We start from the raw sequence: 25,712 nt of genomic DNA, 5'->3' as shown, positions 1-25,712 counted from the left end.
CGGATGCGTCGAACGAGGGCTTACTGCGCGTCGCCGACCACGTCCACACCCTTGCCAGGCGTATAGCGAAAGGTGTCTGCAGCGAACGCCGGATTACGCTTCCAGCCACTGAAGCTGATCGCGGTGCGCTGACCAACCGCATCCACCACTTCCATCTTGGCCAGGCCGTCTTTGCCGAAACCGAGCGAGGCCATCTGGAAGCTGGCTTCGGTGTCGACCTTCGGCGTCAGCGACAACCACTGCAGACCGTCACGCGGCGCGGCTTCTTCGCTGACGTCGTATTGCTTGTCCAGGCGTGCCGGATCGATCAAGGCGACCAACGGGCTGTTCTGTTCTTCGCTACCCTGCGCGCGCACGGTGACCTGCTCCAGGTCCGGGTCGAACACCCACACCTTCTTGCCGTCGGCAACGATCAGCTGCTTGTAGGGCTTGGCGTATTCCCAACGGAACTGGCGCGGCGCCGACAATGCCACCCGCCCGCTCGAGCTTTCCTTGACCCGGCCATTGGCATCGGAGACCTGCTGACTGAACTGCCCGTCCAGCCCTTTGAGGCCGCGCGTGAACGTATCCAGCTCCTGACGTGCACCGGCAAATGCGGTGCTGGCGAACAGGGCGGTGGCGAGGACGGCATAACGGAGCTGGCGATGCATCGCGGTCTTCCAAAAGGGAATGCGTGGATTCTGATACTTCATAGATGAATGGGCGAGCGCTGTCGCCTGCCGCGCTCGGATCGCGGTTGCGACAAACCAATCCATCTCACTGCGCCGTCTGCACCCTGGACAGGTCGCCATACACGATCTGCCCGCGAAAGCCACGCCGCACCTGCTGGTAAAGCTCGCGGAATGCGCGGTAATCCTGCGGCTGACACAGCGCCTGCGGCCCACGCACTGCGGCACGCTGCAACCGATGCACCGCAGTCACCGTCTGCCCTTGGCGCGTCCAGTCGACCGCGTATTCGCCGGCAGCATTGCGAAAGGTGCTGCTGCGCGGGATCGCGATGATCGGCACCGTCGCCGGGAAGCTCACCACATAGGTTTCTTCGCGCACGCTGTCGTTGCAGTAGAACGGAGTCAGATTGTCTTCGGCCGAGGTGGTGGTATAGATCCCGCGTGTCGATTCGGCACCGGGCATGTCGGGCAAGGTCATGCCGCCGACCACCGAAAAATCCACCGCATCGTTGGCCTGGAACGTGTAGCGGTAATTGAATGGCGCATCCAGATCCAGCGGGTCGCCCTGGATCAGCAGATCGCCGGTGCCGTCGAAGCCGGACTGGGCAATGATCGATTCTTCGATGCGATTGCGGTTCTGCGCGTTGAGTTGCACGAACATCGCACGCAAGCCCACCTCGCCGGTCTGCCCGCTATCCAGCATGGTCATGCCTTGCAGGCCGCCTTGCGGGGTGAAGCGATACTCGGTGCGCGCGACGTAGCGGTTGACCTTGCGGTCGTTGGGTGGGGTGTGCGTGACCTTGCCGTCCAGCGTATGCACCACCGGCGCACCGAGGTCGCCGGCCGGCAGCTGGCCGAAGCGCGCGTAGGGGTTGGTCGAATCCACGTAAAGATCGAACGCCGGGATATAGGTGATCGCATGGTTGAAACGACCAAGCACCGGAATCGGCGGCAACGTGGGCCCGCCCTCGGCGCCGATCAGCACCGGCGTACTGGCAATGCCCTTGGCGGCCAGCAAGGCTTCCAGGATCACGGTGTGATCCTTGCAGTCGCCATAGTGGTTGGACAGGATGCTGTCGGCGCTGTTGGGCTCCAGCCCGCCGTTGCCCAAGTACACCGCCACGTAGCGGATATTGCGCGCTACCCAGGCGTACAACGCCGCCGCCTGCGCACGCGGGTCGTCGATGCTGCGGGTCACCTCATCGGCCAGCGACTGGATCGCTGGCGTCACCGCAGCAGCGCGGCCGCCTTTGACGTGGTAGGCCAGGCCCATCTGCGACCAGCTGTCGAAGGTGCTGGCCATCAAGGTCGGGCTGAATTCCCAGGTTGCTGCGCTCCAGTTCTGGTTCTTCATCGGCGTGGTGCGTTGGTAGCGCCACTCCCAGCGGGCCTGATCGCCGCGTACCACCGGCTTGGTACGGCCCTGCAGCCCGCGCACCGATAAATGCATCGGCAACGCCTTCGGCGCCACCAGCGTGACCACCGCATCGTCGTACTGCGCGAACACGCTGAAGGTCTCCCACAGGCTGAAATAGCCAGGGAAATACGGGGTGTTCTGCGCACGGCGTACGCGATAGACGATGCGCGCACCCGGCGCCAGATTCGGGAACACCACCACCTTGACCTTGCGGTCGGCGTACATCGCTGCCGCCGCGCTGGAATAGCTTTCCTGGGTGTAGATCTTGTTGGCCGCCACGTCCTGGCGCAGGCCTTCGGCGGTAACCGTGTAGGCCTGCAGCACCTCCAGGGTTTCCATCTTCTCGCTATAGCTCAGCCGCACCTGGCTGAACTGCTCCACTGCCGATTTGGTCTTGAGCAGGATCTCGTATTCGTCGGTTTCCACGCTGCTGGCGTCGGCACGTACTTCGTAGTCGGCGCGATAGCGCACGAAACTGTAGTTGGTGTCGGCCTGCGTACGTGCCGCAGCAGCGGCAGGCGCGGCCTGCTGCTGCGGCTGAGCCAGCAGCGGCAATGAGATCAGCAGCAGAAGCAGCAACACAGGACGACGCAGCATGGGTCTCGATCACGACGGGCCGGAGCGGCCCTTGCTCAACAGGGTAGCCGGTGTACGCGGCAGCGTCAGGCACCGGCCTCCAACATCGCCGCATCCATGTGGCTGCGGGTACGCGCACGCAATCCGGATAAGAGCGGCCGACAAAACCAAGCAGCAAGCTGTCTGGTGCGGTGTCCTCGCCGATTGCGGGACCATGTGGCGGCATGGATGCCGCTACTGAGCCTACATGGACGTACTTGCGGCGTGCCCCGCGAGCGGTGAGGGCACCGCGCCCTCGACCGACTCGGCTTCTTGACCTTGGCTTCTGACTGTATCAACCAAGATGCGGCCAACAAAACACCTGCGCTCACCGCCAGGCGGCCTCTCGCCACGGTTTGTTAGCCGCCCCTACGCCCGGAACACCGCGCCAAGCGTAAGCCGACACGCGCCGCGTTGCCGGCCGCCGATTACTTGGGCGGCGGCGGTGCCAGCACGGTACGGTCGCCATTGTGCTCGGGCTGGCTGACAACGCCGGCCGCTTCCATTGCTTCGATCAAACGCGCGGCGCGGTTGTAGCCGATCTTCAAGCGTCGCTGCACGCCGGAGATCGAGGCACGCCGGGTTTCGGTGACGATGCGCAAGGCCTCGTCGTACAACGGGTCGGACTCGTCGCCGCCACCGCCGCTGCTTTCGGGCAAGCCGGTCGCACCCACCACGGTGCCGTCGCCCATGGTCTGCACTTCGTCCAGCACGCCTTCGACGTACGACACCGGCCCGCTCGCCTTGAGATGCTCGACCACACGATGCACTTCTTCGTCGCTAACGAAGGCACCATGCACGCGGTCCGGCAGCGCCGTGCCCGGCGGCAGGTACAGCATGTCGCCGTTGCCCAGCAACGCCTCGGCCCCTGACTGATCCAGGATGGTGCGCGAGTCAATCTTGGAGCTGACCTGGAACGCCACACGGGTTGGAATATTGGCCTTGATCAAGCCGGTGATGACGTCCACCGACGGCCGCTGCGTGGCCAGAATGAGATGGATACCAGCCGCGCGCGCCTTCTGCGCCAGACGCGCGATCAGCTCTTCGACCTTCTTGCCGACGATCATCATCATGTCGGCAAATTCGTCGATGAAGATCACGATGAACGGCAGCGACTCCAGCGGCCGCGGCGCCTCACCCAATTCGGGATTGGGCTTGAACAGCGGGTCCATCATCGGCTGGCCGGCGTCGATGGCGTCCTTGATCTTCTTGTTGAAGCCGGCCAGGTTGCGCACACCCACCGCGCTCATCAGCTTGTAGCGGCGTTCCATCTCGGCCACGCACCAACGCAGGCCGTTGGCGGCCTCCTTCATGTCGGTGACCACCGGCGCCAGCAGATGCGGGATGCCCTGATAGACGCTCAGTTCGAGCATCTTCGGGTCGATCATCAGCATCCGCAGCTCCTTGTGCGAGGCCTTGAACAGCAGGCTCAGCACCATCGCATTGACCGCCACCGACTTGCCCGAACCAGTGGTACCGGCCACCAGCAAGTGCGGCATGCGCGCCAGATCGGCCACCGTCGGGCGCCCGGCGATGTCCTTGCCCAACGCAAGCGTCAACGGGCTCGGCGACTTGTCGTATTCCTTGGAGCGCAACAGTTCGGACAGGAAGATCATCTCGCGGGTGACGTTGGGGATCTCCAGACCCACCACCGACTTGCCCGGAATCACATCCACCACGCGCACCGACTTGACCGACAACCCGCGCGCGATGTCCTTGTCCAGCGAACTGATCTGGCTGACCTTGATGCCGGGCGCCGGCTCGATTTCGAAGCGCGTGATCACCGGACCCGGATAGGCCCCGACCACCTGCGCCTCGATGCGGAAGTCCTTGAGCTTGAATTCGATCTGCCGCGACAGCGTCTCCAACGTTTCTTCCGAATAGCCCTTGGCCTGCGGCTTGGGGTCGTCCAGCAAGGCAAGCGGCGGCAGATCGGAGCCATCGGTGCTCACGCCCTGGAACATCGGAATCTGGGTGTCGCGCTTGGCGCGCTCGCTCTTTTCCACCACCGGTGCCGGCGGCGGCTCGATCTTGACCGGCTCACGCTTGGCCTGCTTGACCGCATCGACCTTGCGCACTTCCTCGCGCTCTTCGCGCATCACGCGGGTCTGCTGCCATTCGGTGGCCTGATGAGTCTTGCGCTGCATCAGCGGCCCCAGTGCCAACACGCCCTTACCGATACGTTCCATCAGCGCAAACCACGACAACCCCGTGGCCAGCGTGATCGACACCAGCAACAACACCATCACGAACAGGTTCGCGCCCAGCGCACCGAACCCGGCGCTCAGCGAATTGCTGACCAACCGCCCCAGGATGCCGCCGGCCCCGGCCACATCGCCGGTGAACAGGCGCAGATGCAGGAAGCCAGTCGAAGAAATCAGGAAGCCCACCATGCCGACCAGGCGCAGTGCCGGCCCCAGATCGGCCTCGGCCTGCCCTTCCTTGTCCATGCCGAACAAGGCGATCCAGGCCACCGCGCCCAGCACCACCGGCAGCAGAAAGGCCACATAACCGAAGAGCTGCAGTAGCACGTCGGCCGTCCATGCACCGACCCGGCCGCCCATGTTGTGCACCGGCGCGACCACGCTGCCGGTCTGCGACCAGCCCGGATCGGCCGCCGAATAGGTGAACAGGCTGGCCAGCAGATACAGCAGCAACGGCGCCACCGCGATCAATGCCAGATCGCGCCAGAGCTTCTGCCGACGCGGATTGTCCGCCACCGCCGTCTTGCGCGAGGACGGTTTGCCCTCTGCGGGCTTGCTGCGTTCGGGAACCTGCTTTGCCACCTGTAGCCAGACCTTAGAAATATGCTGTTAGTGATTGATAATAAACGACTGACGCCACAGTTTCAGCTGTTGAACTTCACCGCTTGCCTTGGCACCAGCCAGTCAACGAAAAACGCCGCACAAGGCGGCGTCGACTACGCGTACTGGGTGGACCATGCCATCTGCGGTTCATGCAGTTCCATCGCGCCGCCTTGATTCACCGGGTGGGGACCGCCACTCTATGCCGCCACAGGGGCGCGAATTCATGCGCCAGCCCTGCCTTTTCCTAGATCGCGAGTATACATGAGCGCCTCATCTGCCAGTCCCGCCAAGCATTCCCGCCTGCTGATCCTGGGCTCCGGCCCGGCCGGCTGGACCGCCGCGGTCTATGCCGCGCGCGCCAACCTCAAGCCGGTGGTGATCACCGGCCTGCAGCAGGGCGGCCAGCTGATGACCACCACCGAGGTCGACAACTGGCCGGGCGACCCCCATGGCCTGATGGGCCCGGACCTGATGAGCCGCATGCAGGCGCATGCCGAGCGCTTCGAGACCGAGGTGATCTTCGATCACATCCACACCGCCGATCTCTCGCAGCGCCCGTTCCGGCTGACCGGCGACGGCGCCGAGTACACCTGCGACGCGCTGGTGATCGCCACCGGTGCCACCGCCAAGTACCTGGGCATCCCCAGCGAAGAAGCCTTCAAGGGCCGCGGCGTGTCTGCCTGCGCCACCTGCGACGGGTTCTTCTACAAGGACCAGGACGTGGTCGTGGTCGGCGGCGGCAATACCGCAGTCGAAGAAGCGCTGTACCTGTCCAACATTGCCCGCAAGGTCTACCTGGTGCACCGCCGAGACACGCTGCGCGCCGAAAAGATCATGCAGGACAAGCTGTTCGCCAAGGTCGCCGCCGGCAAGATCGAAACCGTCTGGCACCACGCCATCGACGAAGTGTTGGGCAACGATGCCGGCGTCACCGGCGTGCGGGTCAAGTCCACCCTCGACGGCAGCACCCGCGAGATCGTTGCACACGGCTTCTTCGTCGCCATCGGCCATCACCCCAACACGCAACTGTTCGACGGCCAGCTGGCGATGAACAACGGCTACCTGGAAATCCGCTCCGGCCTGAACGGCGCGGCGACCGAGACCTCGGTCAGCGGCGTGTTCGCTGCCGGCGACGTTGCCGACCAGCACTACCGCCAGGCCATCACCTCGGCTGGGTTCGGCTGCATGGCCGCGCTGGATGCCGAGCGTTATCTCGACAAGAGCGCCTGAGGTGGCTGACCGCCGGCCGCGCCGTGCGGGCAGCCTCGCTCCCCACGGGCCGCACGCATGAGCGTCACCGCCCGCTGGTGCCGCCGGCTGGACGAGCTTCCGGCCGGCGCCTGGGATGCGCTGCACGACGGCACGCATCCCTTCGTGTCCTATGCCTTCCTGCAAGGTCTCGAACGCGAGGGCTGCCTGCGCCCGGATTGGGGCTGGAACCCGTTGCACCTGACGTTGTGGGACGGTGACACGCTGGTTGCAGCTGCGCCGGGATATTTGAAGAACAACTCGCACGGCGAATTCGTGTTCGATCACGCCTGGGCACATGCGTATGCGCGCTACGGCCAGGAATACTTCCCCAAGTGGCTGTGCGGCGTGCCCTACTCGCCGGTGACCGGCCCGCGCCTGCTCGGCGCGGCGCAATGGCGGCCGCAGCTGCTCGCGGCGATGCGTGAACTGGTGGAGCGCAGCGGGCTGTCGTCGGCGCACGTGAATTTCTACCCAGTCGACGAAGACGCCGCCTTCGATGCCGACTGGCTGGAGCGCAACGACCTGCAATACCACTGGCATAACGCCAGCGGCTGGAGCGATTTCGAAAGCTTCCTGGCAGCGATGGATCACAAGCGGCGCAAGAACATCCGCCAGGAGCGCGCCAAGGTGCAGCGCGCCGGCGTGCAGTTGCGCGTGGTGCACGGCGACGAGGCCAGCGCTGCCGATCTGGATGCGATGTATGGCTTCTACCTCAAGACCTTCAACGAATACGGCAACTCGCCGGCTTTGACGCCGGAATTCCTGCGACACCTGGCCCAGCACCTGCCACGTCAACTGGTGATGTTTCTGGCCGAACTGGACGGACACCCAATTGCCGGCGCGCTGTGCCTGCGCGGCCACGACACGCTCTACGGACGCTACTGGGGCGGCGAAGCGCTACCGGGGCTGCACTTCGAAACCTGCTATTACCAAGGCATCGAATACTGCCTGCGCGAAGGCCTGAGCCGGTTCGAACCGGGCGCCCAGGGCCAACACAAGATCGCGCGGGGCTTTTTGCCGACGCTGGTACGCAGCCGCCACTGGATCGCCGACCCTGCCTTTCGCGAACCGCTGGCGCAATGGTGCGCGGATGAGCGCGAGGCTGTCGCCCAACATGCGCGTGAGCTGTTCGAGCACAGCCCATTCCGTGATTAATGCCGCGCGGTTGACCCGCATGCCTGACGCGTCGCGACGGACGCAGTCGTCATGCGTGCCTGATGGCTGCGAAAGCGCGCTGCGCTCTTCGGGCTGAGAGTCGCTGACAACACACCACGATGTCGTCAGGTGAGTGCAGCCGATTGGCAGGCGTCCTCAGTGCGAACCGCATGGCAGGCTCTAAACTCCCCACATGTCGCGCCCCCTTCCCTACCTGCTTGACGCCGATCCTGCCGCGCCGTTTCCGCCCGTCGAACACGCCTTGCGCGAGCCGGACGGCTTGCTCGCACTCGGCGGCGATCTGTCACCGCAGCGGTTGCTCAATGCGTATGCGCACGGCGTATTCCCGTGGTTCTCCGACGACCAGCCGATCCTGTGGTGGAGCCCGGATCCGCGCACGGTCTTTCGTACCGATGCCGTGCATCTGTCCTCGCGCTTTCGGCGCGAGCTGCGCAGCAGCACCTGGACCGTGCGTGCCGACACTGCGTTTGCGCAGGTGATCGACGCTTGCGCATCGGTACCGCGCGCAGGCCAGCACGGCACCTGGATCACCACGCCGATGCAGCAGGCCTACATCGAACTGCACCGCCTGGGCCACGCGCACTCGCTGGAAGTGTTCGATGGTGCGCGCTTGATTGGCGGCATCTATGGCGTGGCGATCGGCCAGATGTTTTTCGGCGAAAGCATGTTCAGCGCCGAAAGCGGCGGCTCGAAGGTAGCGCTGGCAGCGCTCGCTGGGTATCTGCATGGCTGCGGATGGCCGCTGATCGATGCGCAGGTGGAAAACCCCCATCTGATGCGGCTGGGCGCACAACGCCTGCCACGCGCGCAGTTCCTGCAGCAGGTGCGGCGGCAGGTCGCCCAACCCGCCCTGCCCGGCAACTGGTCCGAGCGCTACGGCGAGCGGCCTGCCAGGGCACTCGCTGAAGTCCGCTTAACATAAAATTTGCACCGGGGGGAGATGGAGCGTAAAATGCTGTCCCTTACGGCCCTCCCGGGCCAGCCGTGATTGCACAGGATTACATGTCGAAAGACGACTCCATTGAATTCGAAGGCAGCGTCAGCGAGACGCTCCCCAACACCACGTTCCGGGTCAAGCTGGAAAACGGGCATGAAATCATCGCCCATATCTCCGGCCGTATGCGCAAGAACTACATCCGCATCCTGACCGGCGACCGGGTCAAAGTTGAGATGACTCCCTACGACCTGACCAAGGGTCGTATTACCTACCGCATGAAGTAAGCGGTTCTGGTGTGAGACGCGAGGCGGCCACTGGCCGCTTTTTGTCGTGCCTGCGATTTGTGTGGCGGATGCCCCCGGTCATGTAAAGCAGGTGGTCGCGTGCAAGGACGTCGTCAAAAAGTGCATGGCGGAAGCCTCGCTGATCGCAGCAGTTGCAGCTACATTTGATCGCGCCAGGCATTCTGGGCTCAGCGACAGAATCAGTGCCGCAGACAAAAAAAGCCGCTCATAAGAGCGGCTTTTTCGCTTCAAGATCGCAAGACGATCAGTCGACGGTTGCCGGCAACAGGCGCTCCGGTTCCGGATGCGCTTCCACCACCAGCTCGCCATCCTTGACGTCGATGTTGACCCGGCCGCCAGCGATCAGCTTGCCGAACAACAACTCGTCGGCCAGCGGGCGCTTGATCTTCTCCTGGATCACGCGCGACATCGGGCGTGCACCCATCAGCGGATCGAAACCATGCTGGGCCAGCCAGTCGCGCGCGGTCGGGGTTGCCGACAGCGAGACGTGCTTTTCCTGCAACAGCATTTCCAGTTCGATGATGAACTTGTCCACCACCCGCAGGATATGGTCGAAGCCGAGCGGCTGGAACTGCACAATCGCGTCCAGGCGGTTGCGGAATTCCGGTGTGAACCCGCGACGGATCGACTCCATCGCATCGGTGGAATGATCCTGCTTGGTAAAACCGATCGAGCGCCGCGACGCCTGCGTGGCGCCTGCATTCGTCGTCATCACCAGGATCACGTTCTTGAAGTTCGCCTCGCGCCCGTTGGTGTCAGTGAGGATGCCGCGATCCATGACCTGCAACAGGATGTTGAAGATGTCCGGGTGCGCTTTCTCCACTTCGTCCAGCAGCAGCACGCAGTGCGGCGTCTTGACCACCTTCTCGGTCAGCAGGCCGCCCTGGTCGAAACCGACATAGCCCGGGGGCGCGCCAATCAGGCGGCTGATCGAATGCGCTTCCATGTACTCGGACATGTCGAAGCGGACCAGCTCGATGCCCAGCTGCAGCGCGAGCTGCTTGGTCACTTCGGTCTTGCCTACACCGGTGGGGCCGGCAAACAGGAAGTTGCCGATCGGCTTTTCCGGATTGGCCAGGCCCGAACGCGCGAGCTTGATCGAGCCGGCCAGCGTCTCGATCGCCGGGTTCTGGCCGAAGATCACCATCTTGAGATTGCGCTCCAGATGCTGCAGCACGTCCTTGTCGGTCGCGCTGACCTGCTTTGCAGGAATCCGCGCCATCTTGGCGACGATGGTCTCGATCTCTTCGATGTCGATCAACTCCTTGCGCTTGCCTTCCGGCAGCAGGCGCTGACGCGCACCGGCTTCATCGATCACGTCGATCGCCTTGTCCGGCAGCAACCGGTCACCGATATGCTTGACCGACAGATCCACGGCGGCCTGCAGCGCGTCGTCGGCGTAGGTCACGCCGTGGTGCGCTTCATACTTGGGCTTGAGGCCCTGCAGGATTTCAAAGGTCTCGCCCACGGTCGGCTCGACGATGTCGATCTTCTGGAAGCGACGTGCCAGCGCACGGTCTTTTTCGAAGATGCCGCGGTATTCCTGGAACGTGGTCGAACCGATGCAACGCAGCTCGCCAGACGACAGCGCCGGCTTGATCAGATTGGACGCATCCATGGTGCCGCCCGACGCAGAACCCGCACCGATGATGGTGTGGATCTCGTCGATGAACAGCACCGCATTCGGCACCTTCTTCAGCGCCGCGAGCACGCCCTTGAGGCGCTTTTCGAAGTCGCCGCGGTATTTGGTGCCGGCCACCAGCGCGCCCAGGTCGAGCGAGAAGATCACCGCTTCGGCCAGCACTTCCGGCACGTCGTTGTCGACGATGCGCTTGGCCAGGCCTTCGGCGATCGCCGTCTTGCCCACGCCGGCCTCGCCCACGTACAGCGGGTTGTTCTTGCGCCGACGGCACAGCACCTGGATGGTGCGCTCGATTTCGTCGGCACGGCCGACCAACGGGTCGATCTTGCCGTTACGGGCCTGCTCGTTGAGGTTGGTGGCGAACTCGGCCAGCGCATCGCCCTTGGCCTCGCCTTCCCCACCTTCGCTCTTGGGCTCGCCATCGGACGCGGACGGCTGCTCGCCGTCCTCACCCAGCTTGGCGATGCCATGCGAGAGGTAATTGACGATATCCAGACGGGTGATGTCCTGCTGGTTCAGGAAGTACACCGCGTGCGAATCCTTCTCGCCGAAGATCGCGACCAGCACGTTGGCGCCGGTGACTTCCTTCTTGCCCGAGGATTGCACGTGATAGACCGCACGCTGCAGCACACGCTGAAAGCCCAGGGTGGGCTGGGTGTCGCGGCCATCGTCTTCGGCCAGTCGCGAGACCGAGGCCTCAATCGCCTGCTCCAGGTCGTTGTGCAAACGCACCTGGTCCGCACCGCAGGCCTTGAGGACGGCCTGGGCGGAAGGGTTGTCCAGCAGCGAGAGCAGCAGGTGCTCGACGGTCATGAATTCATGACGCGCCTCGCGTGCTCGCTTGTAGCACTGGCCGATGGTTTGCTCTAGGTCTTTGCTGAACATTGGTAACTCCGAACGGCTGTTGCCAACAATATGCGGCTTTTGTTGGGATTTACCACAACCCTATCGGATAGGTATGTTCAGACGGCGTTAGCATGTGATTGCAGCCACAGTGTTGCACTGCTGGAATGATCCCTGACCGAACTCAGGTTTGCTCCATCGTGCACAGCAGCGGGTGCTGATTCATCCGCGAAAACTCGTTGACCTGCGCCACTTTGGACTCGGCGACCTCGCGGCTGTAGACCCCGCAGACACCGCGCCCACGGGTATGGACATGCAGCATGACCTGGGTCGCCTGCTCCAGGCTCAGGTTGAAAAACTGCTCCAGAACGGTCACCACGAAGTCCATCGGGGTGTAGTCATCGTTCAGCAGAAGCACCTGATAACGCGGCGGTGGCGCCACTTCAGGCTTGCTGGCTTCGACCATCAGGCCGTGATCGTGTTCGTGCGTAGTATTACGAGGCATGTGGCCATTATACGGTTCATCGTTGCGCGCATTGGACGATTTGCGCCGCGGCCCGCACAATTTGTCTCCGATTCCCTGGCTGGCCCTTGATGACCGATTCCGTGACCGCGCTGCCACTGGCACCGTCGTGCGCCTCCACTGCGCAACGATCCGCGCCGAGGCTTGGTACGCCTGATCGTTCGAGCCGAGCTGTGAGACGGGTTGTGATCGTGGCGAGTGCGGATGCTGCGCGCCGGTTTTTCATCCGCCGGAGCCAATGTCGATGAACACGCCCGTAGAACGCTGGCACCCGGATGTCACCGTCGCCACTGTGGTGGTGCGCGACGGGCGATTTTTGCAGGTGGAGGAGACCATCGGCGGCCGCCTGCTATTGAATCAGCCGGCCGGACATCTGGAGCCGAACGAAAGTTTGCTGGACGCAGCGGTGCGCGAGACCCTGGAAGAGACCGGCTGGGATGTGCAGCTGACCCAGTTCATCGGCACCTACCAGTGGGTTGCGCCAAGCGGCCAGTGTTTTCTGCGCTTTGCCTTCGTCGCCGATGCGCTGACCCACCACCCCGAGCGCAGCCTCGATACCGGGGTGGTACGCGCACTGTGGATGACCCCGGAAGAACTGCGCAGCGCGGCCGGCCGGCTACGCAGTCCGCTGGTGTGGGAAGTGGTGAAAGATTATCTGGCCGGTCAGCGCTATCCTTTGGCGTTGGTGCAGCACGTCGCATGAGTACGCCGCGCATCATCGTTGGCGTGTCGGGCGGCGTGGATTCGTCGGTGGCCGCCTGGCGGCTTGCCCAGCAAGGCGAGTCCATCGCCGGGCTGTTCATGCAGAACTGGGCCGACGACGGCAGCGGCGACTGCCGCGCCGAAGATGATCGTCGCGATGCGGTGGCGGTGTGCGGGGTGCTCGGCATTCCCTTCCACTTCCGCGATTTTTCCAGCGAGTACTGGGGCGGTGTGTTCGAGCATTTTCTGGCCGAATACGCAGCCGGACGCACGCCCAACCCGGACGTGCTGTGCAACCGCGAAGTGAAGTTCAAGCATTTCCTGGATGCGGCCCAGGCGCTGGGTGCCGAACGCATCGCCACCGGTCACTACGCGCGGGTTGCGCACAGCGGCGGGCGTTGGCGCCTGTTGCGTGGTGCCGACCGCGGCAAGGACCAGAGTTATTTTCTGCACCAACTGGGGCAGACCCAGCTGGCGGCGACGTTGTTCCCGATCGGCGATCTGGAAAAAAGTACGCTGCGCCGGATCGCCCAGGACGCCAATCTGCCGACGCATGCCAAGAAGGATTCCACCGGCATCTGCTTCATCGGCGAGCGCGATTTTCGCGAGTTTCTGGGCCGTTATCTGCCTGCGCGCACCGGCGAGATCCGCGACCCGCAGGGGCAACGCATCGCCGAACATCCGGGGGTGTTCTATTTCACCCTGGGTCAGCGCGAAGGCCTGAACATCGGCGGCGTGCGTGGGCGTGCTGCGGCGCCGTGGTATGTGGTGGGCAAGGATGTGGCGAGCAACGTGCTGTACGTCGATCAGGACCGCGACAGCCCGCTGCTGCAATCGCACTGGCTGCAGTCCGAGCAGGCCCATTGGGTCACCGGGGCGCCGCCGGCGCGCAGCTTCAGTTGCACCGCACAGACGCGCTACCGGCAGCCCGATGAGCCGTGCACGGTGGAGGTGCAGGACGATGGCAGCGTGCAGGTGCGTTTCGAGCGGCCGCAGCGTGCGGTGACGCCAGGGCAATCGCTGGTGCTGTACGACGGCGAAGAATGCCTGGGGGGCGCAGTCATTGCGGCCACCGATGCACCGATGGAACGCCAATTGGCGGGATCTTCTTTTTTACCTGAGGTAGTGGCTTGATGAGTTCTTCCATGGATCACCGTGTGCTGGCGCTGGCCGGCGTCGCCCAGGCCTTGCAGCAGGTGCGGCGGATCGCCGAAACCGGGCATTCGGAGGCTGCGACGGTGCGCACCGCCATGGACAGCGTGTTCCGGGTGGATGCGTCGTCGCCGGAGGCCGTGTACGGCTCGCCAACCGATCTGGCGCCAGGTCTGCGGCTGCTGCATAACTACTTCCGCAATCAGGGCCAGGACGAGGTGTTGCCGCGCCTGGCACTGGCGGTGCTGCAGCTGGAGCGCCGCTTCGTGCGCGACACCGCCACCGTCACCACCGTGTCCAACGGCATCGAGGCGGCCGCACGTCAGGCACAGACGCTGGGCGACAGTGGCCACCCCGACGTGCTGAGCGCGCTGGGCGCGCTGTATGCGCAGACCATCAGCCACTTGCGCCCCAAGGTGATGGTGCAAGGCAACCCGCATTATCTGGGCCAGGCCGGCGTGGTGGCGGAAATCCGTGCGTTGCTGCTGGCAGCGGTCCGCTCGGCGGTGTTGTGGCGCCAGATGGGTGGCAGCCTGTGGGATTTTCTGTTTGCCAAGCGCGCAATGCTCGAAGCGGTGGACCGCGCGCTGCGTTGAACTCCGCGACAAACATGCTTTGCCACACGCGCTAGCGGCCGCTGGCGCGCGTCAACAGCGGTTGAATGGGCGAGACGATGTGGCGATCGTCGCTAAAGACAAAGGGGGTACGGCCGATACAGCAACCGTGACTCTGCCGAGAACGCCCATGTATTCACGTCCACTGATCCGTCTAGCCGCCCCTTTGGCTCTGACCTTGCTGTTTCCCTTCGCTGTCGGATTCGACTGGCCCGCTTCGGTGCGCTGGGCGATCCTGGCGACCATGACCCTTAGTTGGTTGGTTTTCGCTGCCTGGGTGACGTATTCCCAGTTCCGGCGTAATCCGGACCAGACCCGCATCCTGCGCGAGCAGGACCAACTGCTCAACGAACTGCGTACGTTCGTCAGCAACGAAGTCGACGGTTCGCGCTCGGAAGTCGAGCGTGCCCGCGAACTGATCCGCCAGGCCGTGTCCGGTCTGGGTGGCAGCTTCGAAGCGATGAACCGCAAGTCGCGTCAGCAAAGCCAGGCACTGGCCCGCATCGTCGACCGTGCCGGTGACGATGGCAGCGCTGGCGTCGACGTCGCCCGCTTCGCCCAGCACGCCAGCTCCCGCATGGAGCAATTGGTGGAAGCGCTGGAGCAGGTGAGCGGCCAAAGTACCAACACGGTGCATCACATCGATGAGATGGCGCAGCACCTGGATGGCATCTTCGCGCTGCTGGAAGACGTCAAGTCGATCGCCGACCAGACCAACCTGCTGGCCTTGAACGCCGCCATCGAAGCAGCACGTGCCGGTGAAGCCGGTCGCGGCTTCGCAGTGGTCGCCGACGAGGTGCGCAACCTGTCAGAGCGTTCCACCACCTTCAACGAACAGATCCGCAAGCTGGCGCACAGCTCCAAGGAATCGATCTCCAAGGTGCGTGAAACGGTCTCGCAGCTGGCCTCGCGCCACATGGACCGTTCCCGCGAAGCCCGCCATGAATCGGCGGCGATGCTGGAGAATGTCGCTCAGATCAACGCCTCGTTGGGCGATGGCATGCGCGAAATTTCCGAGTGCGCTCGCTCCATCGACGGTAGCGTGGCCGAAGCGGTGCGTGCCCTGCAGTTCGAGGACATCGCCACGCAGACGCTGAGCGGCATCCACACGCACCTCGATCGCCTCACCGCGATCAACCGTGAAGCGGTGGCGCTGCAGGAACTGCTGCATCGCAATGGCGGCGTGTACGACAGCGATCTGGTCGCCGCGCTGCAGAAGGTGTCCACCCGCCTGCGCGATATGCGCGTGGAATGGGAGCGCCCGCCGCACAAGCCGGTGGCGCAGCAAGGCATGGGTGCCGGCACGGTCGAGTTGTTCTAAGACCGATGCCACGCACCATCTGACCCCGACATTCCCCGGCCTCCCCGGGGATTTGTCGTTCCGCAACGACCTGGTGTTCCGCTCATGACGCTTCTCCCCCCGACCGTCGATAGACCCACCGCCGTGCTGGAATCAGCCGTCGTTGCGGCCGCACAGGCCGAGCGCATCGCGCAGAGCGATGCTGCCCGGCCCACGCCGCGACGCGTGCGCATGCCGGCTGCGTTGGAACGGCTGGAATGCGCGGCACGTGCGGAGGTGCAGGCATTGATCCATCCGCGCCGTAGCAGCAGCGAAGAAGAATTGCTGTTCGCAACGGTAGCGTGGGATCTGGGCCTGGACGGTGCTGCGGTCAGCGTGTCCGGACGCTGATGTCGAAACGGCGGGGCGTGCCTCGGCAGGCGCCCCGCTGGTTGTCGTGACTGCCTGAGTTATCGATGATGGGTTAGGCAGTGCCGACAAGCCTGGCTCTGAACCACGCAGCATCTTTCGATTGCAGCATCAGGGTGACGTCTCCCCTGCCCGCCTGCTCTGCGACTTCTGCGACACAACACAACTTGACGCTTCGATCGATGCGATGTCATGGGAACGATGTGGCACGACACCTCTTGCGCGTGAGTGCGCTTGCGAGATGGGTGCTTGCTAGCGATAAAAAAGCCGTGAGATCTCGGCTTTCTTGGGGTATTAGACACTCGCAATGTGTTGTTGCAGAGCGGCTGATCTGCGGCTTGGTTGCAGGCCCTCGATTGACCAAGCGTTTGTTTGCATCTAAGCGCTGCTTGCTATGACTCGACATCTCGGTTGTCTTCACGTCGTTGGAGACTGCGGATAGATCGGTCGTAGAGCGGATGATCTGCGGTTTGGCTGCAGGGCCCTTGCCCGCCCACCATCGCAGGACACGCCGCAAGTACGTCCATGTAGGCTCTTACGCGGCATCCATGCCGCGTAAGGTCCCGCGACGGTGGGCGGGCAAGGACCAGTAGAGATGGTCGGTGTGCATGGTTGCAAGCAATGCACGACGTGCAATGTTCGGATAACGGCTCGTCTGATCAGCATCCCAAGCAAGTCAAGCATCAGGCAGACTTTCAACGAAACAACCTACAAACGTCCTGGTGCGGTGTCCTCACCGATTGCGGGACCGTGTGGCGGCATGGATGCCGCCACCGAGCCTACATGGACGTACTTGCGGCGTGTCCCGCGAGCGGTGAGGGCATCGCGCCCTCGACTGACTCAACTTTTGACCTTGGCCAAACTACGCTATGACTCGATAGCTCGATAGCTCGATAGCTCACTTGTAGACCGTTGATTTGCTGCTTTGCGCTGGTGAGGACATCGCACCCTGGACTGACCAGCAGCGGCTCACGAAAACGTAGCGAGCAGTCATCAGGATAGGCGTGGAAGGCGCAGGCGAACCGGAATGCATGAGTGGTAGCTGCCGACTCCAAGCACCGGCCGCACAGCTTGCGGCTCCGCAGTAGTCTTAATTAGCCGCTCTAAATGCAGGCGATGCAACACACTGCGTCAGTTGGCAACGACCAGACGAGCGCCAAGGCGCATGCCGGCTTCGGCTTCGCGCAGCCACTGCGCCATGTCGCGTGGCGACAATGGGCGTGAGTAGAAGTAACCCTGGATCTCGTCGCAGCCCTGCAGGCGCAGCAGTGCGTCTTCCTGCACCGTTTCAACACCTTCGGCGACCACCTGCATGCCCAGCGCATGGCCCAGATGCACGATGGCCTGGGTGACTTCGGCGGTGTTGGCGTCGTCGAGCATGCCTTGCACGAAGCTGCGGTCGATCTTCAGGCGCTGCACCGGGAAACGGTTGAGATAGTGCAGATTCGAGAAGCCGGTACCGAAGTCGTCCACCGCCAGCAGCACGCCGTTCTGTTCGAACAGCTCGAAGCAGCGGCGCAGCGAATCCGAATCGCGGATCAATGCGGACTCGGTCAGTTCCAGCTCAAGCCGCGACGGCGGCCAACCGTTGTCGCGGCAGATTTCCAGCACCCGCTCGGCAAAGCCGCGCTCGCGCAGCTGCACCGCAGACACATTGACCGCGATGCGGCTGAAATTAAGTCCAGCGCGGTCCCAGACCACCGCCTGGCGGCAGGCTTCACCGATGACCCATTCGCCAAGGCGCACGATTTCGCCGCATTCCTCGGCGATCGGAATGAACTCGACCGGGCTGCAGGGACCATGACCTGGACGATTCCAGCGCATCAGCGCTTCGATCGCCGGCGAGGTATCGCCGACCGTGTTGACCAGCGGCTGGTAGACCAGCGTGAATTCTTCGCGCTCGAGCGCGCCCTGCAGCGCGTGTTCCAGCTCCAGGCGGCGCTGCGCACGCAGCAGCACGTCCTGGCTGTAGTAATGGAATGTGTTGCGGCCGGATTCCTTGGCCGCGTACATCGCCGCATCGGCGGCGCGCAGCAGGCTATCGAAATCCGACAGGCCATCGCCCTGCAGCGCAATCCCGATGCTGGCACCGAGCTTGAGGGTAACGTGGTCCTTGCGCAGCGGCTCGCCCAGCGCGCTGATCAACTTGCGCGCCACGTGGCCGGCATCTTCCGGCTCGCCCAGATCGCGCAGCAGCACGATGAATTCGTCGTCGCTGAAGCGACCGAACAGATCGCTGTTGCGCAAATGCTGATGCAGGCGAGAAGACGCAAGCTTGAGCAAATTGTCGCCGGTGGCATGGCCGAACGAGTCGTTGATGCTCTTGAAGCCATCCAGATCGATCAGCAGCATCGCCAGCACCTGGCCGCGCTCATGCGCTTCGCGAATCGCGCTCTCTGCCTGCTCGCGCAGCAGAAAGCGGTTCGGCAAGCCGGTCAGACGGTCGTAGTGCGCCAGCAGCTCGATGCGCTCGTTGGCTTCGCGTTCGCGGGTGACATCGCGGAACAGGGCGACAAAACGCGGCGGCAGGCCTTCGCGGCGGTCCAGTTCGATCAGTACCTGCACCCACACACGCTGGCCGGAATTGCGATAGAAACACAGCTCCAGCTGCTCGGGCAGGCCGCCATCGGAAATCCGCAACAGCGCCGCTTCGAAGGCGTCGCGCGAATCCTGGGTGTATAGCGACAGCGCCTGCTCCAGGGTGATGTTCTCTTTACGCAGACCGTGAATGCGATAGCACTCCTCGGTCCACTGCATGCGCCGGGTCTCGACCTCGATCTCGCAGCCGCCGATCTTGCCCAGCGCGGAGACGCGGTTGAGCAACTCGGTGCGCCAGCGGATCAACGCGTCGGTCTGGCGTTGCTCGGTGACGTTCTGCAGCTGGCCGAGCAGGCGCACCATGGTGCCGTCGCCATCGAAGACCGGCTGTGCCCACACCCGCAGATGATGCGGATTGATGCCGGCAAGGCCATTGATTTCCAGCTCGAAATGCATCGGCATGCCTTCGTGCTTGATCTTGCGCCAGGCGCTGCGCAGCTGCGCAATCGAGGGCCGGCCGAGCAGACGCAGGATGTCGCGAATGCTCTGCAGCCGTACCTGGGTCATGCCGAGCTGCTGCAGGAAATCGGGCGAGACCCACAACGCGTCTTTGAGCGTGTCCAAGCTCCAGCTGCCCATGCTGGCGATACGCTGGGCATCTTCGAGCTGGGCCTGCTGCTCGCGCAGCTGCTGCTCGAGCAATTTGTGGTGATGCACGTCGGTATGCGTGCCGACCATGCGCAGTGGGCGGCCGTCGGCGGTCCGCGAGACCACGCGGCCGCGATCGAGGATCCAGCGCCACTGCCCGTCGCTCTGACGCAAGCGGAATTCGGCCACATAGGTATCGGTGCGTCCATCCAGGTGCGCCTGTACGGCGGCACTGACCAGCGCATGGTCGTCGGGATGAATCAATCCGGACAAGGCGGTGAGATTGTTCGGCAGCGGCTGCTCCAAGTAACCGAGCATGCGGGTCCAGCGCTCCGAGCGGTACACCACGTCGGCAGGAATATCCCAATCCCACAAACCGTGATCGGCGCTGTCCAGGCCCATTTCCCAACGGCTGGTGCCATCGGCGCCCACCGGCTCGGGAATGCTCAGCGTGAAGGCCATCACCTGGCCGTGTTCGTCGCAGACTGCGCGCAACCAACCTTCCAGACGCCCGCCGCCGGTGCCCGGCAGCACGCAGGCCGCCATGCCGCCGTTATCGGCCACCTGGGCTCGGCTGCTTTCCAGAACTTCGGCATAGGCACCCAGGGTTGCCGGCAATCCAAGCGACTGCGCAACGCGGTTGGCCGCCAGAGGCTGACCATGCGCATCCAACAACACCACCGCTGAGGTCAACGGGTGCTGCAGCATGCTTGCAATGACGCCTGAGTCCACTCTGGAACACTCCGAAGAATCGACCCCTGCCTCGGAGTCGCAATGGATAACGGCCGTTTTGGCGATTAGTTGAGGTGCCTGTTTGCGGCACGACCGAACCAGGCCGAGTTACGGCTAAGATGTCTGCATCGCCCGCTCCAAAGGTCGTTCGCGGACCCATGCCTGATCCCGTTGCCGCGCCCGCGTTTTCGTCCGCCCCCGTCTCCCGACTTCGCCTCGCCGAACGCCTGCAACAGGGTCTGTGGACGCTGACAGGGCTGTATCTGCTGACCGGTGTGGTGTGGCTGCTGCTGGGCAACCGGCTGCTGCACCTGGCCGGCGCCGCCATGCCGGAGCGCTGGTCGGATGCGAGCTTTCTGGTGGTATCGAGCATCGTGATCCATCTGGTGCTGCGCCGCTTTGTCGCGCTGATCGTGGAAGAGCACGCCCAGCTGGCGCAGTCCGAGGCACTGCTGCAGGCCAAGTTCCTGGCCCTGCCCAGCCCGGCCCTGATCTACGACCTGGCCACGCTGCGCATCCTGGATGCCAACCCGGCAGCGCTGGAATTCTTTGGCTGGGAGCGCGACGAGTTTCTGCAGCAGACATTGCAGGCGATCTGGCCCAATGCCGACGGCGTGCGCCTGGAAGAAATCATCACCCAGATCCGTGCCAAGGGCGACGACACCTGCACCCTGCACGAGGATCTGCTGACCCGCAGCGGCCCGCGCCATGTCGAGATCCGCAGCAATCAGCTGCATCTGGCCAGCGGCCCTGCCCGCCTGGTGGTCACTGTGGACCGCAGCGAGGAGCGCCAGGCGCAGCATCTGCGCGACGAAGCACTCGAGCGGCTGGAAGAGGCGCAAGGTATTGCACGGCTGGGATCGTGGCAGTTGGATCGCGCAACCGGTCTGGGCCGTTATTCGCCGGCGGTGTATCGGTTGCTGGGCCGCAGCGTGCCGATGCATCGCCGTGAACATCGGCTGGAAGAATTGCTGACCGCCTCGGATACCGCCACCCAGGCACGCATCGAACGGATGATCGAAGACATGTGTACCGGTGGGCAGGTGCAGATCGATGTGCTGCTACCGCTCACTGGCGGCGACTCGCAGCCGCGCACCGTGCACCTGCGTGCCGAGAGCGTCACCACGACGAGCGGCGCACGCCATATCCACGGCACGCTGCAGGATGTGAGCGAGCGCGAACAATCGCGGCGCCTGCTGCGCGAGCGCGAGGAACAGTTCCGCGAGCTGGTGCGTGTGCTACCCGATGGTGTGCTGATCCTGGCCGACGAGCACGTGATGTATGCCAATGCGGCAGGCTCGACGCAGTTCGGCTTCCAGGGCGAGACCATTCTGGGTGAACCGTTGCAGACGCTGGTCGGCGAGCACGATCTGCCGATCGTGCGCGAGTATTTACGCGCAGGCAGCGACCGCAACGAGCCGGTGTCCAGCGCACGGGCGATGCGCCGTCGCGATGGCAGCACTTTTTATGCCGGCTTGTCGGCTGGCGATATCCGCTATGGCGGGCGCGCCTGCAAGTTGCTGGTGGTGCGCGATTTGAGCGAACCCGAGCGTATGCGCGACGCTCTGGCCGAAAGCAATGCCGAACTGCAGGCGATGGCCAAGCGGTTGTTCTCGTTGCAGGAAGACGAGCGCCGCGCGATCTCGCGCGATCTGCACGACGATATCGGCCAGGCGATCACCGCGATGAAGCTATCCGCACATGCCGCGCTGGACGAGCTGGACCCGGCCGCGCGTCGCGAGGATCTGCTCGAGGTGGTGTCGCTGGCCGACAGCACGGTGACCAAGCTGCGTAATCTGTCGATGCTGTTGCGCCCGCCACAACTCGATGCACTGGGTCTGGAAGCGGCACTGCGCTGGCAGGCTTCGATGTTGTTCCGCGCCTCGCAGGTGCATCTGGAACTGGATATCCAGGCCCTGGACGTCCGCCCCGGCAACGAAATCGAACAGGCGTGTTTTCGCATCGCGCAGGAAAGCCTGACCAATGCGTTGCGGCATGCGTGCGCGGGCGAAGTGCGCATGAGCCTGCAGACGATCGACAGCCAGAGCTTTCGCCTGGAAGTGAGCGATGACGGCGATGGCTTCGAACCCGAAGGCCCGCGCGGTCTCGGGCTGATCGTGATGCGTGAGCGTGCGCAAACCGTCGGCGGCGCGCTCGCGATAGAATCAGCCCCCGGAGCAGGCACGCGCGTGACGTTGCGCCTGCCCTATCACCCGGTCGGCGAGTCCGTCCACGACGATGGTGGACGTTGAGTCATGTGGAGCCCGGTTATTCCGCCTGGATTGGAAATCGTCAAACCCACGCGCCTGGGTGCAGGCAATCCCGAACTGCTGCATCTGGTGGACGCTGCGGCATCCGGCGGCCCGCCGTTGATGGTGTTCCATATCGATATCGATCACTTTGCCTCGATCAACGAGAACATGAGTGCCGAGGTCGGCGATCAGGCGCTCACGCTGGTCGCGCGCAGGCTGCAGGATTTCCTGGGCGCACGCGGCAAGTTGTGGCGTCACGGCAGCGATGAAATGGTGGTGGTGGCGGTGCGTCGCGAAGACACGCCACTGCCGGAAGATTTCGCCGAAGAGATCCGCCAGCAGCTGGAATTGCCGTTATCGGTGTTGCCGTACACCTTGTTCATGACCGGCAAGGTCGGCATCAGCCTGTGCCCGGAACACTCGAGCTCGCTGTCGATCCTGCTCGATTACGCCGAGGAAGCCAGCTACCAGGCCGCGCGCGAAGGCGGCAATACGGTGCGGCTGTACACGCGCAACTCGACCACCAGTGCGCATAGCGAAAGCATCATCGCGCGGCAGATCGTGGATGCGATTCCGCATGGCGAGCTGCGTCTGCGCTATCAGCCGCTGGTGAGCGCACGCGATGGCCGCATCGTGGGCATGGAGGCTTTGCTGCGTTGGCAATCGCCGACGCTGGGCATGCTGGTGCCGGAGCGTTTCATGCGCACCGCCGAGCGCCTGGGCGTGATCGTGCAGATCGGCGAATGGGTGCTGCAGAACGCGGTGCGCCAGGCGCGTCTGTGGCGCGACCAGGGGTTCGACGACTTCAGCATTGCGGTGAATGTGTCCACGCTGCAGTTGCTGCGCCCGGGCTTCTTCAACGAAGTCATGGGCATGTTGCAGACCGCCGGCGTGCCGGCGCAATTCGTCACGCTGGAGATCAACGAAAGCGCGTTGACCAACAACGTCAACTTCGTCCACGAGACGATGGCCAACCTGCGCAACGAAGGCATCAGCCTGAGTCTGGACAACTTCGGCACCGGCGATTCCAGCCTCAGTGCGCTGGTGCGGTATCCGGTGGATCGACTCAAGATCGATCGCAGCTTCATCAAGAGCGCACCGGCCGGCAGCCGCGAGGCGGCGATTGCGCGCGCGATCATCGCGATGGGCCATCAGCTCGGCATGACGGTGATCGCCAACGGTGTGGAATCGCAGGCGCAGCTGGGCTTTCTGCGTCGCAACGATTGCGACATCTTCCAGGGTTATCTGTTCGGCGAACCGATGTCGGCCGAGTCGGCAGGCATGGCGTTACGTCGCCGCTATCTGCGCCCGGAATCGTTTGCCGAAAGCCGCCCCGACCGCACGCTGTTGTTGCTGGACGACGAAGAAAACGTGCTGCGCTCGCTGGTGCGGTTGTTCCGCCGCGACGGCTACCGGATCCTGGCCGCCGGCAATGTCCGCGATGCCTTCGACCTGCTCGCCACCAACGACGTGCAGGTGATCCTCTCCGACCAGCGCATGAGCGACATGAGCGGCACCGAGTTCCTGGGCCGGGTCAAGATGCTCTACCCCGACACCGTGCGCCTGGTGCTCTCCGGCTACACAGATCTGGCTACCGTGACCGAGGCGATCAACCGCGGCGCGATCTACCGCTTCCTGACCAAGCCCTGGAACGACGACGAACTGCGCGAGCACATTCGTCAGGCCTTCCGCACGCACGATGAGCTGCGTAACGGCCGGGAATAGGGAATCGGGAATGGAGAATCGGTAGAGCAGATCTCTACCGCCTGATTCCCCGCGTGCCAAATCGTGCCTCAAAACCAAAGCACCAGCGCACGCCGCTCTACCGATTCCCTACTCCCGATTCCCCATTCCCAGCGCGAAGCGCTACCGGGGCTGCCGCACCGGCAACACGATGCGGAAGCTCGCGCCCTGCCCCGGTGTGCTTTCGACGTCGATACGGCCGTGGTGCTTGTTGATGATGCCGTAGGAAATCGACAGGCCCAGACCAGTGCCGCTGCCGACCGGTTTGGTGGTGAAGAACGGGTCGAAGATGCGTTGCATCAAGTCCGGGGCGATGCCGGCGCCGGTGTCCTGGAACTGGATCCAGACCTGCTCGGTGCCATCGGTGCTTTCGCGGCCGGTGGTCACGATAATCGTGCCGCGCTCGACAATCGCCTGGCCGGCGTTGAGCAGCATGTTCATGTAGACCTGGTTGAGCTCGGACGGCAGGCATTCCACCAGCGGCAGCTCGGCGTAATTGCGCTCCAGAGTCACCTTGTACTTGAGCTCGTTCCAGATGATGTTGATCGTGGATTCGAGACCGGCGTGCAGGTCCACCATCTTCCACGACTCGGAACGGTCCGAATACGAGAAGTCCTTGAGGTCGCGCACGATGCGGGTCACCCGTTCGATGCCTTCGCGCGATTCGGCCATCAGCTGCGGCAGATCGCGGCTGATGAAGTCGATATCGGCGCGGTTGCGGATCTCGTCGATTTCGGGAATCAGCGCCTTCGGATCCGGCGCCTGCAGCGCGCGCTCGTAGGCTTCGATCAGCGTGAACAGGCTGCGCAGATATTCCTGCAGGCTACCCAGGTTGGAGTGCACATAACCGATCGGATTATTGATTTCGTGCGCCACGCCCGCAGCGAGCTGGCCGATGGAGGCCATCTTTTCCGATTGCAGCAGTTTGTCCTGCGCACCGTTCAGACGCAGGTAGGCCTGGCGCAATTCGGCGTGGCGCTGTTGCAGCTCGCGCTCGTAATCCTGCTGGCCTTCGATGTTGTGAAACAACGCCAGAAAATGCCCGACGCCCTGCTCTTCGTTGTAGTACAGATGCGCGATGACCACGCGGTCGCCGACCGGCAGGCTGCCGGTCCAGGTGCCCTTGCTACGCGCCTGATTGAGCGCATCGGACGGCAAGACCTGCGATATCCGCTCGCCGAGATTGCGATCGTCGTCGGGGTCTTCCTTGCACAGGCTTTGGCGCGCGATGGCGTTGGCCAGAATCAGCTGCCCGTCTGCGCGGAACAGCAATACGCCTTCAAGCATCTGATCGCCGAAGGCGCGCAGCATGTCCGAAGACGGCAATAAGGTCTGATTGAGAAAAAACTTGGCAGTCACGGGAAGAGGCGGCGTAGAAGACGCGTCAATATACGCCCAACCGCTCACGTGCCGTATTGCGCAAGGCCACGCTCTGACAA

Annotated in this window: 18 protein-coding genes and 1 other RNA gene; 11 read left to right on the top strand and 8 right to left on the bottom strand. The window is 63.7% G+C overall.

Annotated features, from left to right (window positions below; all coding sequences use genetic code 11):
- Positions 1 to 20: 20 nt before the first annotated feature.
- From lolA to NMB96_RS16800, 3 genes are all read right to left on the bottom strand, one after another.
- Positions 21 to 692: an outer membrane lipoprotein periplasmic chaperone LolA gene (gene lolA, locus NMB96_RS16810; RefSeq protein ID WP_043889212.1), complete on the bottom strand. Its 672-nt coding sequence runs from the start codon at positions 690 to 692 to the stop codon at positions 21 to 23.
- Between the two features lie 64 nt (positions 693 to 756).
- A complete protein-coding gene (locus NMB96_RS16805) occupies positions 757 to 2,682 on the bottom strand; it encodes a DUF3857 domain-containing transglutaminase family protein (protein WP_023903980.1) in 1,926 nt (641 codons plus the stop codon).
- A 446-nt stretch (positions 2,683 to 3,128) separates the two neighbouring features.
- Positions 3,129 to 5,486: a DNA translocase FtsK gene (locus tag NMB96_RS16800; protein WP_006448849.1), complete on the bottom strand. Its 2,358-nt coding sequence runs from the start codon at positions 5,484 to 5,486 to the stop codon at positions 3,129 to 3,131.
- A gap of 282 nt (positions 5,487 to 5,768) precedes the next feature.
- Between NMB96_RS16800 and trxB the strand changes: the two genes are divergently transcribed.
- From trxB to infA, 4 genes are all read left to right on the top strand, one after another.
- Positions 5,769 to 6,737, top strand: a complete 969-nt coding sequence (trxB, locus tag NMB96_RS16795; RefSeq protein ID WP_023903978.1) for a thioredoxin-disulfide reductase — start codon at positions 5,769 to 5,771, stop codon at positions 6,735 to 6,737.
- 57 nt (positions 6,738 to 6,794) lie between these two features.
- Positions 6,795 to 7,913: a GNAT family N-acetyltransferase gene (locus NMB96_RS16790; protein WP_023903977.1), complete on the top strand. Its 1,119-nt coding sequence runs from the start codon at positions 6,795 to 6,797 to the stop codon at positions 7,911 to 7,913.
- 193 nt (positions 7,914 to 8,106) lie between these two features.
- A complete protein-coding gene (gene aat, locus NMB96_RS16785; RefSeq protein ID WP_023903976.1) occupies positions 8,107 to 8,856 on the top strand; it encodes a leucyl/phenylalanyl-tRNA--protein transferase in 750 nt (249 codons plus the stop codon).
- Positions 8,857 to 8,936: 80 nt separating this feature from the next.
- Positions 8,937 to 9,155: a translation initiation factor IF-1 gene (gene infA, locus NMB96_RS16780; RefSeq protein ID WP_002813418.1), complete on the top strand. Its 219-nt coding sequence runs from the start codon at positions 8,937 to 8,939 to the stop codon at positions 9,153 to 9,155.
- 265 nt (positions 9,156 to 9,420) lie between these two features.
- Here the strand turns inward: infA and clpA are convergent, their stop codons facing one another.
- Together clpA and clpS are read right to left on the bottom strand one after the other, a co-directional pair.
- Complete coding sequence (clpA, locus tag NMB96_RS16775; RefSeq protein WP_115038957.1) at positions 9,421 to 11,703, bottom strand: ATP-dependent Clp protease ATP-binding subunit ClpA; 2,283 nt, start codon at positions 11,701 to 11,703, stop codon at positions 9,421 to 9,423.
- A 142-nt stretch (positions 11,704 to 11,845) separates the two neighbouring features.
- Complete coding sequence (clpS, locus tag NMB96_RS16770) at positions 11,846 to 12,166, bottom strand: ATP-dependent Clp protease adapter ClpS (protein ID WP_043889778.1); 321 nt, start codon at positions 12,164 to 12,166, stop codon at positions 11,846 to 11,848.
- 262 nt (positions 12,167 to 12,428) lie between these two features.
- On the opposite strand from clpS, the gene NMB96_RS16765 reads away from it, so the two are divergent.
- The 5 genes from NMB96_RS16765 (at position 12,429) to NMB96_RS16745 (ending at position 16,342) form a co-directional block, all read left to right on the top strand.
- On the top strand, positions 12,429 to 12,887 hold the full coding sequence (locus NMB96_RS16765) for an NUDIX hydrolase (RefSeq protein ID WP_023903973.1): 459 nt from the start codon (positions 12,429 to 12,431) through the stop codon (positions 12,885 to 12,887).
- Positions 12,884 to 14,020, top strand: a complete 1,137-nt coding sequence (gene mnmA, locus NMB96_RS16760) for a tRNA 2-thiouridine(34) synthase MnmA (protein ID WP_023903972.1) — start codon at positions 12,884 to 12,886, stop codon at positions 14,018 to 14,020. The genes NMB96_RS16765 and mnmA overlap by 4 nt, the downstream gene beginning before the upstream one ends.
- Complete coding sequence (gene hflD / locus NMB96_RS16755; protein WP_023903971.1) at positions 14,020 to 14,634, top strand: high frequency lysogenization protein HflD; 615 nt, start codon at positions 14,020 to 14,022, stop codon at positions 14,632 to 14,634. The genes mnmA and hflD overlap by 1 nt, the downstream gene beginning before the upstream one ends.
- A gap of 61 nt (positions 14,635 to 14,695) precedes the next feature.
- Positions 14,696 to 15,973, top strand: coding sequence for a methyl-accepting chemotaxis protein (locus NMB96_RS16750; protein ID WP_176340961.1), 1,278 nt, complete (start codon positions 14,696 to 14,698; stop codon positions 15,971 to 15,973).
- A gap of 84 nt (positions 15,974 to 16,057) precedes the next feature.
- On the top strand, positions 16,058 to 16,342 hold the full coding sequence (locus tag NMB96_RS16745; protein ID WP_023903969.1) for a secreted protein: 285 nt from the start codon (positions 16,058 to 16,060) through the stop codon (positions 16,340 to 16,342).
- A gap of 984 nt (positions 16,343 to 17,326) precedes the next feature.
- Here the strand turns inward: NMB96_RS16745 and NMB96_RS16740 are convergent.
- Together NMB96_RS16740 and NMB96_RS16735 are read right to left on the bottom strand one after the other, a co-directional pair.
- A non-coding RNA gene (locus NMB96_RS16740) (sX9 sRNA) lies at positions 17,327 to 17,404 on the bottom strand.
- An 87-nt stretch (positions 17,405 to 17,491) separates the two neighbouring features.
- Positions 17,492 to 20,278: a bifunctional diguanylate cyclase/phosphodiesterase gene (locus tag NMB96_RS16735; RefSeq protein ID WP_255085299.1), complete on the bottom strand. Its 2,787-nt coding sequence runs from the start codon at positions 20,276 to 20,278 to the stop codon at positions 17,492 to 17,494.
- Between the two features lie 119 nt (positions 20,279 to 20,397).
- Between NMB96_RS16735 and NMB96_RS16730 the strand changes: the two genes are divergently transcribed.
- On the top strand, positions 20,398 to 22,530 hold the full coding sequence (locus NMB96_RS16730; RefSeq protein WP_255085298.1) for a sensor histidine kinase: 2,133 nt from the start codon (positions 20,398 to 20,400) through the stop codon (positions 22,528 to 22,530).
- Between the two features lie 3 nt (positions 22,531 to 22,533).
- A complete protein-coding gene (locus tag NMB96_RS16725) occupies positions 22,534 to 24,255 on the top strand; it encodes an EAL domain-containing protein (RefSeq protein WP_006450200.1) in 1,722 nt (573 codons plus the stop codon).
- A 141-nt stretch (positions 24,256 to 24,396) separates the two neighbouring features.
- Here NMB96_RS16725 and NMB96_RS16720 read toward each other — a convergent pair whose 3' ends face one another.
- Positions 24,397 to 25,632, bottom strand: a complete 1,236-nt coding sequence (locus tag NMB96_RS16720; RefSeq protein ID WP_023903966.1) for an ATP-binding protein — start codon at positions 25,630 to 25,632, stop codon at positions 24,397 to 24,399.
- Between the last annotated feature and the right edge of the window lie 80 nt (positions 25,633 to 25,712).

This window comes from Xanthomonas hortorum (assembly GCF_024339125.1).
Classification (GTDB): domain Bacteria; phylum Pseudomonadota; class Gammaproteobacteria; order Xanthomonadales; family Xanthomonadaceae; genus Xanthomonas; species Xanthomonas hortorum.
The sequence above is the reverse complement of the archived record's forward strand: the minus strand, read 5'-3'. Positions and strand labels throughout refer to the sequence as shown.